Below are 7,318 nucleotides of genomic sequence, written 5' to 3' on the forward strand. Positions count from 1 at the left end.
GAAGTTTGATAGATGATACATTCTATTAAACTTCCTTTTTTTATGTCTTTTTTTACCTAATTGTTAAGCGGTTTTGCACTAATAGCACTTAATATAAGGAAGATAGCCGTATAACGAGCAGTATATATCAAATACATTTCAAAAAAAGCTGATTTCTATCAAATAATGAGTAGTAATCAGCTTTTTCACATTGCCTAAGGACTTTATGCCCTAGGTTGATATATCACATATTATGATACGCTTTTTAAGAAATTTAGATAATAACTTAGAAATGCTTCTGGTTCTTCAATATGCGGTGCATGTCCTGAATGTTCGAAGATTTTTTTCGTTACATTTAAAAAATGCGATTCTAATTTAAAATGATTCTTATCTTTAATCAAAGGATCATGTTCCCCATTAATTAACAAAGTAGGTACACATGTACGTTTTTTTAAATACATAGGTTCATCTTTATGCAAAATTAATGAACGAATTGCCACCGCACTATCATCCTCAGACTTAATGCTATATATTCTTTGTTTTTGATACCATTTCATCGTCTTCTCTTGATTTCTAAACAATTTAGAAAATAAAAGAATATACGCTTCAGACTTATTAAAACCCGCTATATCATCTTGATATTGTATTAACAATTGAGTAAAGCTGTGTATTAAGTCATCTTTCTTCGATGCAATGGTAGTTAATGATTTTACACGATAAGCATATTTATCTGTAAATAACTTAGCAACTACCCCACCTAAATCATGTCCTAGAATATGTGCCTCATGAATATTTAACTTCTCCATTAGAATTTTTAAATCCTCAACGTGATCGTTTAAATCGTATGATTCACTTTTAGAAGACTTGCCATGACCTCTTAAATCGTAAGTAAGTACTTTATATGATGATGCTAGTTGATGTTGCAAATCTTCAAATCCAGCTAAATTACCATCCAATCCATGAAGTAATATTATAGGATCCCCTTTACCTTCAATTTGATAAGTTAATTGGATTTGAGGATTAATTGTGACTTTATTCATTGTGACACCTCCCTCAATAAACTATATACCCAACCTTCATTCTATGTACGCTTCCATTTTATAAACAATTTTTTTAAATTATTTATAAATTACCAAAAGTTATTCCAACAATAAAAAAACTATTCATCTCAATTAATACAATTAATCAAGTGAATAGTTTTATCATATTTATAATCTTGTACGTGAAGATAATCTAATTGTGAAATATATAACTAGAACTACTAATAATATCCATATAATTAATGAAAAAGTCTGGGCTGATTGTGGATTATGAATCATTGCATCTACGGTTTTTTGACAAAATAATAAGCCAATTCCCGAAAACTCAAGTCGCTTATAAAAAATGCCGGCAATTACTAAAATAATACCAATGAAAAAGAAAAATTGATGTCCAAAATTTGTAATTGGTATAACGCCCCATGTAATATTAAATGCTTGTAATATAATTAATAACAGGGATATGATAGCGATAATTGTACCCATAATCATTTCTATTTTATTACTACGCAAGTAATTCTTTTGAGACACCCTTAGGTATACAACAATAGTCATTGGAAAAATCACTAAACAATAAAATAGACTCATTCCAGTAATAGCTTGAAACTGAACATACTGTTTATCATATAAATAGGATATGAGAATGAAATTTAAAATAAAGAAAATAACTGGATTCATTTGTAAAGCAAACAAATTCCTTTGAATCATTAATATGATTTGTGCTGGAGATTTTCTTTTATATTCAATATAATCTTGATCTTTCTTTTCAGAATTTTTTATATCAGTAATTACTTTCTCTTTAATATCATCAATCAAATGCGGTGATAAACCTTTATGATTAAAGTAATCTTCTATATTTTCTAGTAAAATTTTATCGTTAATACGCATTGGTAGTACTCCTTTAAAATGAAACATCTTTATTTATTGTATTGGTTTAATATCCCCTTCGCAAATCATAAAAATTAATATTCACTGTATTATGCCATGTAATAAAATAACCGACAAGTATTGCGATTTAACTTGTCGGTTAAGCACGATTAATTTAATTATTATTTTTCCAAATCAATACGATATAATTTTATGTTTTTATCTTTTGGTGCTGAGGCAAATTGATAAGTCGTTTTGCCTTTTTCAATATATCCAAAATTACCAGCAACTTTGCTATATTCCGTATGTGTTACTGCTTTGCCAACATAATTTTTAACAGCTTGATATGTTGGACCATTAGCATCATTATACATCATTGAAATATGAGTTACTTTACCATTGTTTTTCTTACCATCAGTAGTTACTAATAACATACCTTTTTTAGTATGGAATTCGTAATAATGTTCAGTTCCATTTTCATTGTAAGAATACATCGGATTTTTGTACTTAGTTAAAACATCTTTAATAGATTCGCCAATTTTCACATTTTCTAATGACTGATCACCCTTAATTAATTGTTTAACAGTATCAATAGAGTTGCCACTTGCTGCTTCGGCACTAGTGTTCACTAAGCCTACTCCCATTACAACAGAACATGCAATTATACTTGCCGTTAGTAGCTTTTTCATAAGCACTCTCTCCTTTTATTTATATCGTCTTGTGCTCACAACCATTATACAACAATCATTTCTAAAACAACAGCCATATTACAATTATATTACAAATAATAATTACTACTTTTATATTTCACTTATCACTTAAAATTAAACATGCTTTTCATCGTGATGTTTGTTGATAAATGAAGCTGTATCTTCGACGAATCTTTCTTGCTCTTCAACAAATGGGAATGCACTTGATTCTTGATATACTTCAAAGTCTGCATTTTGGATTAAATCAGCTACTTCTTTAGCTTCTAATCTTGTTGTTCTTTCACCGAATTCTCCTGCAATAATTTTTGTCGGTACTACGACATGTCTATAAGTTTGAGAAATATCAGCGTTTTTGAATACCTCTTTAACTGCTTGAATTTCTTCTTTAGTTGATATTTCATTTGTATCTACGACATGTTTGAGGAATCGATTCATTTTTCTCGGACGATAATACTTACGCTTATTTAAAAATTTATCTTGTTTTTCAGGATCCCAGTTTCGAATAATATGAGCATATTTTCTAAATAAACGTTCTTCCGGTAATTCACCTTCAATAGATGTTGGATTTACCAACATAAGTGATGATGTAAATTCAGGATAACGTACTGAAATATCCGCACCAATAATTCCACCCATTTCATGGCATACAAATGCAACTTCTTCAATGTATAGATATTTAAGTAATTCAACAATGTCATCAGAAAAATCTTTTATTTCAATGTGACGAGGTTTATCAGAATAGCCATGTCCACGTAAATCAATTAACACAACTTGAAATGATTTTGCTAATTCTGCTGCTAATTTATTAAACACAGAATAATTATCAAGTACAGTATGAATCAATACGATAGGATAGCCTTCACCTAATGTACTGTAATGTATCGATGTTCCATCTTTTCTAGTAAATAGATCCATAATTTTCTCCTTTATTATCAATTTTTATTGGTAAAATGGTTAATAATTCTTCCACTGTTGTAATTGTAAAATCAACTTCTTCTTCGAGCGGTTCTATTTCTGCATCTTCTTGTTTATACCATACACTAACCATGCCCATAGCTCGTGCTGGAGCTACATCATTTAACGCATCATCGCCAACATACATAATTTGCTCAGGTAATACCCCTAGTTGATCAATCATATCTTCAAAAATTTTAGGATGTGGTTTACGAAAGCCAACTGTTTCTGATGTTGATAAATAATTAATAACATGCATCAAACCAAGTGAATGTAATCGGAATTGTTTAATCTTAGATTTACCATTTGCGATAACACCAATTTGAAAGCCTTTTTGCGATAGCTTTTCTAGTGTATACAAAGTATCGTAATAAGGAAATACATAACGATAAAAATGCATTTCAAAATCGTTAAATAAGTCTTTCCAAGTTAACCTATCTACATGGAAACGTTTAATGATTTCTTTATATAAATCAGGTTTATCATTATCTTCATCGTCATCTAGCTCAATAAATGCTTTTTTAAAATCTGCCAGTTGAACATGAATTAAGTAGTCATGAAATCGTTCATATTGCTCTTCGATAAATTTCTCTCGAGATTTAACTCTGTCCAACAACGTACCTTCTAAATCAAATACAACTGCTTTAATTTGATTCAAATCCATCGCTTATGCCCTCTTTATGTTTATAGTTATTTTTATTTTAGCAAATGTCATGTGCTAGTGTAACCGTTTCGACTGAGATATTAGCATGTAAAATAACACTGGTATACCAATTAATGCAATGATAATACTTGCCGGTATTTGTACTGGTGACAATATATGGCTACCAATAAAATCTGCCATAACCATTATTTGTCCTCCAATTACAATATTCAAAGCCAATTGTCTTCCTAACGATTGTTTCCACTGCCATTTTCTAATGAGTTGTGGTATCACCATACCAATGAATCCAATGATGCCAACATATGCGACATTTATCGCCGTTATCATAGAAGCTATACATAACGCGATATATGTAATTATTTGAACATTTAAGCCTAGTGACTGACTTTTTAGTTCTCCTAATTGCAATAACTTTAGTTGATTAAGAATGATAAATATACCAAACAGTGCAATGATAAATGTGATTGCTATTATGGATACATTTGAGTATTCTGCATCAGCAAAACCACCAAACAGATAATTGGCAATTGTATTTAATTTGCGAGGTTTTAATAAAATCAAAAAATATAGAAGTGAATTGAATAATGCACCAATCATTAAACCACTTAATATTAAGATTCTAACTGGATAGCCTTGGCTCAATACCGACGTAATGACTAATACAGTTATTAATGTTATTAAACTAAATGTTATTGAAAATACTGGAATCCATAACGTTGTTAATCCTAAAAATAATGCTAATCCTGAACCAAATGTAGCACCGCTTGCCAATCCTAATGTAAAGCTATCTGCCAATGCATTATTTAAAACTGTTTGAAATATAAGACCTGCAACAGTTAATATCATACCTGTCAACAATGCTTCTAATAATCTCGGTAATCTAACATTGATTAAAATAGACTGGTTAAATACATCATTGATATCCCCCAACTGCCAAAATAGATATATGCTAGTTGTTATAATCAATATGACTATCCAGCTCAATAATACTTTATTAAATGTCATAGTATTCACTTTTCTTTCATCGATAATTACATTCATTATAGCAATCACATACTCGCGTTGCTATCATTCACTAAATATATTTTAAAAACCCCTTATCTCAAACATGTATTTTTTTACATGTAGCAATAAGGGGCATAATTAGAATGGTTTATTTTCTGTAAATTGCATCTCTTAATTCTTTTAATCCTTCATCAATACGTGGACCCGGTCTTGATACTTCATCACCATTTACAACTTCAATACGTGTATTCTTGACAGCATTAATTTTATTGAATCCACCTCTTTTTTTGATGATATCCATATAATCTGATCTTGTCTTAGCTTCCGTCGAAATTAATATATCTGGGTTCTTTTTAATAATACTTTCCTTCGTTACAGGGTTCCAACCATTAATGTCACTATAAACATTTTGGGCTTCTAATTTTTCTAACATATCATTGAAGAATGTATGCTTCCCTGCTGTATATATTTCAGGCTTTGATGAAACCTCAATAAATACTTTTGATTTTTTATGATGAGCAGGAATTGAATCTATGACTTTATCGATATTATCTTTAGTTTCTTCAACAAGTTGTTCAGCCTGCTTTTCATGATGCGTTAATTTCCCAATTTGCTTAAATGTGTTGTAAGTTTCATCAATTGATTGTGCATCTTTAACATACACAACTTTGATGCCTTGTTTCTCTAATGATGACAATACTTTATTAGCAGTTGCCTTTTGCGACTCATGCGCAAGAATTAGATCTGGCTTTGCCTTTAAAAGTTCCTCTTTATTTAGATTCAAAGCATCAAATTGTTTCTTACCCTTTTTCACATCTTTTGGATAATCATCAACCGTTGAAACACCAACTATGTATTTACCTAATCCTAATTCATATAAAATTTCAGTATTACTAGGCATTAACGAATCAATTCTATGGTACGGCGTTTTAGACGAGCCATTATCATCGCTACCTTGTTTATCATTATCTTTCATACCACAGCCACTCAGAACAAGCATAAAAATTAAAATAAAAGCAATTAACGATTTCTTCACACTATCACATCTCCTTTTTAATCCCACTTTTCGCTTTAGCGATTAGACGCTTTTATGCAGTTGTGCGGTAGCATCCAACTGCGTTCTTCTTCATCTTTAGCGATTAGAGGCTTTTATGCAGTTGTGCGGTAGCATCCAACTGCGTTCCTTTAAAGCCTCTTGAGCTTTAGCGATTAGACGCTTTTATGCAGTTGTGCCTTAGCATCCAACTGCATTCCTCTTCACCTTTAGCGATTAGAGGTTTTTATGCAGTTGCTGCACAAACAACTGTTTTTTCTTTATATGCTTCTATTTATTATATAAGTCCACATACTAAAAGAAAATAGTAAATTATTTTTTATATTTCATATAAACTCATCTATCTAACTTCACAGCGTTTACTTTTTAAAGTAAGGTTCTAAAAAATCATAATTCTTTATATCTTTGTCTCTAAAGTAATGTTTACCAAATACATCTAACAGGGCATGAAATTCATTAGCATCTGGATTTGTAAAATGATTTGGTAATGTGACTACTTTTTTAAATTGATCATAACTATTAGTGTTTTCATATCCTAATTTATCATATATTTTTCTTGTATAGCTATCTGGAATAAATTCAATACGTCCGAATATATAAACAAGTAAGACATCTGCTGTTTCACTTCCAATACCTTTCAAAGATAATAATTCTTTTCTTAATTCAGCTTTATATCGCTCATTAATCTCTTGATAATTGAAATGATGTCGTGCTAACCATGTTAATAATGTTTTAATCGTCAGTGATTTACTTTTATAAAAACCACTTGAATGTATCAATGATTGTAACGTTTCAATAGGTAGTTCTAATATATGATTTGGATTAAAATGCGTGTGTTCTTTAATCTGATTCAATGCAATTTCTGCATTTCGCCATCTAGTATTTTGAACTAAAATTGCACCTAACATCATTTCAATGTCATTATCAGCAGGCCACCAATTTTTAGGTCCCATATGCCTATATAACAATTTATACAATTCATCAGTTCCTAACATTTACATCCTCCTTTTAGAGCCCCTTGAGCTTTAGCGATTAGGGGCTCTTTTGC

The 7,318-nt window shown here is 30.4% G+C and carries 7 protein-coding genes and 1 pseudogene; all 8 read right to left on the reverse strand.

Going from position 1 to position 7,318, the window contains the following annotated elements; translation table 11 throughout:
- Positions 1-230: 230 nt before the first annotated feature.
- Positions 231-1,019: an alpha/beta fold hydrolase gene (locus tag HMPREF2658_RS09940; protein ID WP_001045424.1), complete on the reverse strand. Its 789-nt coding sequence runs from the start codon at positions 1,017-1,019 to the stop codon at positions 231-233.
- Between the two features lie 168 nt (positions 1,020-1,187).
- Positions 1,188-1,904, reverse strand: coding sequence for a hypothetical protein (locus HMPREF2658_RS09945; protein ID WP_001222140.1), 717 nt, complete (start codon positions 1,902-1,904; stop codon positions 1,188-1,190).
- A gap of 161 nt (positions 1,905-2,065) precedes the next feature.
- Positions 2,066-2,572 carry an SA0570 family protein gene (locus tag HMPREF2658_RS09950; RefSeq protein WP_000735559.1) on the reverse strand — a complete coding sequence of 169 codons (507 nt, stop codon included), beginning with the start codon at positions 2,570-2,572 and terminating at the stop codon, positions 2,066-2,068.
- Between the two features lie 135 nt (positions 2,573-2,707).
- On the reverse strand, positions 2,708-3,508 hold the full coding sequence (locus tag HMPREF2658_RS09955; protein ID WP_000362959.1) for an alpha/beta fold hydrolase: 801 nt from the start codon (positions 3,506-3,508) through the stop codon (positions 2,708-2,710).
- Positions 3,492-4,211: an HAD family hydrolase gene (locus HMPREF2658_RS09960; protein WP_000365352.1), complete on the reverse strand. Its 720-nt coding sequence runs from the start codon at positions 4,209-4,211 to the stop codon at positions 3,492-3,494. Before HMPREF2658_RS09960 ends, HMPREF2658_RS09955 begins: the two co-directional genes overlap by 17 nt.
- A gap of 54 nt (positions 4,212-4,265) precedes the next feature.
- Positions 4,266-5,216 carry a FecCD family ABC transporter permease gene (locus tag HMPREF2658_RS09965; RefSeq protein ID WP_072468907.1) on the reverse strand — a complete coding sequence of 317 codons (951 nt, stop codon included), beginning with the start codon at positions 5,214-5,216 and terminating at the stop codon, positions 4,266-4,268.
- A 148-nt stretch (positions 5,217-5,364) separates the two neighbouring features.
- Positions 5,365-6,144 (reverse strand): annotated as a pseudogene (locus tag HMPREF2658_RS09970) (ABC transporter substrate-binding protein); the annotation flags it as partial.
- A 485-nt stretch (positions 6,145-6,629) separates the two neighbouring features.
- Positions 6,630-7,265, reverse strand: coding sequence for an endonuclease III domain-containing protein (locus tag HMPREF2658_RS09975; protein ID WP_070854385.1), 636 nt, complete (start codon positions 7,263-7,265; stop codon positions 6,630-6,632).
- Positions 7,266-7,318 lie beyond the last annotated feature (53 nt).

This window comes from Staphylococcus sp. HMSC062H10 (assembly GCF_001836945.1).
Classification (GTDB): Bacteria; Bacillota; Bacilli; order Staphylococcales; family Staphylococcaceae; genus Staphylococcus; species Staphylococcus aureus.

What these genes read in the sequence shown, in the direction of transcription:
- HMPREF2658_RS09940 (WP_001045424.1), bottom strand. Translation starts at nt 1,019, where the DNA reads ATGAATAAAGTCACAATTAATCCTCAAATCCAATTAACTTATCAAATT.
- HMPREF2658_RS09945 (WP_001222140.1), bottom strand. Translation starts at nt 1,904, where the DNA reads ATGCGTATTAACGATAAAATTTTACTAGAAAATATAGAAGATTACTTT.
- HMPREF2658_RS09950 (WP_000735559.1), bottom strand. Translation starts at nt 2,572, where the DNA reads ATGAAAAAGCTACTAACGGCAAGTATAATTGCATGTTCTGTTGTAATG.
- HMPREF2658_RS09955 (WP_000362959.1), bottom strand. Translation starts at nt 3,508, where the DNA reads ATGGATCTATTTACTAGAAAAGATGGAACATCGATACATTACAGTACA.
- HMPREF2658_RS09960 (WP_000365352.1), bottom strand. Translation starts at nt 4,211, where the DNA reads ATGGATTTGAATCAAATTAAAGCAGTTGTATTTGATTTAGAAGGTACG.
- HMPREF2658_RS09965 (WP_072468907.1), bottom strand. Translation starts at nt 5,216, where the DNA reads ATGACATTTAATAAAGTATTATTGAGCTGGATAGTCATATTGATTATA.
- HMPREF2658_RS09975 (WP_070854385.1), bottom strand. Translation starts at nt 7,265, where the DNA reads ATGTTAGGAACTGATGAATTGTATAAATTGTTATATAGGCATATGGGA.